The 1320-nt window shown below is 53.3% G+C and carries 1 protein-coding gene; it reads left to right on the forward strand.

The window, feature by feature from the left end; all coding sequences use genetic code 11:
* Positions 1 to 163 precede the first annotated feature (163 nt).
* Positions 164 to 1249 carry a DUF3616 domain-containing protein gene (locus ALO64_RS15015; protein ID WP_002556026.1) on the forward strand — a complete coding sequence of 362 codons (1086 nt, stop codon included), beginning with the start codon at positions 164 to 166 and terminating at the stop codon, positions 1247 to 1249.
* Positions 1250 to 1320 lie beyond the last annotated feature (71 nt).

Here is a 1320-nt window from a genome sequence, read left to right on the forward strand (position 1 = left end):
TTTTTGCAGTCATCGCAATTTTCCTATGCATGGACCGGGGCATTGCCCTCTGAAGCGATGGGTGTAGCATTACGGAGACAGCGCGGCTGGCCGGGGTCTACGCCCCTGCAGCGCAGCATGTCGGCTTGTCACCCTGTCAACTTTATCTGAAAGGAGCATACTCATGCGTAAACGTACTGCGCTACTGCGTTTTGATCCAGCGCTTGCCTCATTGCGCGATGGCATTTCGGCAGTTCAACGGATTGGTACCACGCTCTGGATCGCCAACGATGAAACCACGAGCCTTGAACGGCTGACCGTTAGAAATGCTGCGCGAGGCGAGGTGATATGTGATGAGCACCGATCATTTTCACTAATCAAGTATTTAAAGTTACCTCTACCAAAGTCGGATGCGGAGATCGATATCGAGGGGCTGGCCTATGATCACGGCACGGGTTACCTCTGGCTGGCCGGCTCACATAGCCTGAAACGCAAGAAGGCCAAAGCCGACGATTCCTCGCAGAAGAACATCAAGCAGCTATCGACGGTAGAGGCGGATGGCAATCGTTATTTGTTGGCCCGCATCCCGGTGGTTCAGGAGGGCGACAGCCATGTACTTACCAAAAAGGTGGATACCGACGCTAGAACAGCAGCACAGCTAAACGGTAACGAATTCGGCAATGACTTGATCAAGGAAATTGCAAAAGACGATCAACTGAAAGACTTTCTGCTGATCCCGAGTAAGGACAATGGTTTTGACATCGAAGGGCTGGTAGTCATCGGCTCGCGCCTGTTGTTAGGGTTGCGTGGTCCGGTACTCCGCGGTTGGGCCATCGTGTTTGAGATCGAGCCCGAACTGAGCAAGGACTCGACTGATACGCTGGTGCTCAAGAAGATTGGTCCAGATGGGCGCAGATACCGTAAACACTTCTTCGAGCTGAATGGCCTGGGTGTGCGTGACCTGTGCATCTCTGGTGACGACCTGCTGATTCTGGCGGGGCCGACAATGGAGCTGGACGGTCCGGTAAAAGTCTTTCGCTGGCACGGTGACTTTGCCGAAGAAGAAAGCGTGATTTTCTCGGACCAATTGGAGATCGTGATGGAGGTGCCTTTCGGGCAAGGCGTCGATCATGCCGAGGGCATGTGCATCTTTGGCACCGGAGAACAGGCCGGTGATGAGCTGTTGATTGTTTACGACGTTGCCGCGCAGCGTCGCAAGCTTGGTGACACAGATGTAGAAGCGGACTTGTTTACGCCAAATCAGCTTTAAAGACTTGGCGAAATCCGGGGTCGCACCTACGAATTACATGTAGCGTCCTGCAAGAGACTGTCAGAAATTTT

This window comes from Pseudomonas meliae (assembly GCF_001400515.1).
GTDB classification, from domain to species: domain Bacteria; phylum Pseudomonadota; class Gammaproteobacteria; order Pseudomonadales; family Pseudomonadaceae; genus Aquipseudomonas; species Aquipseudomonas amygdali.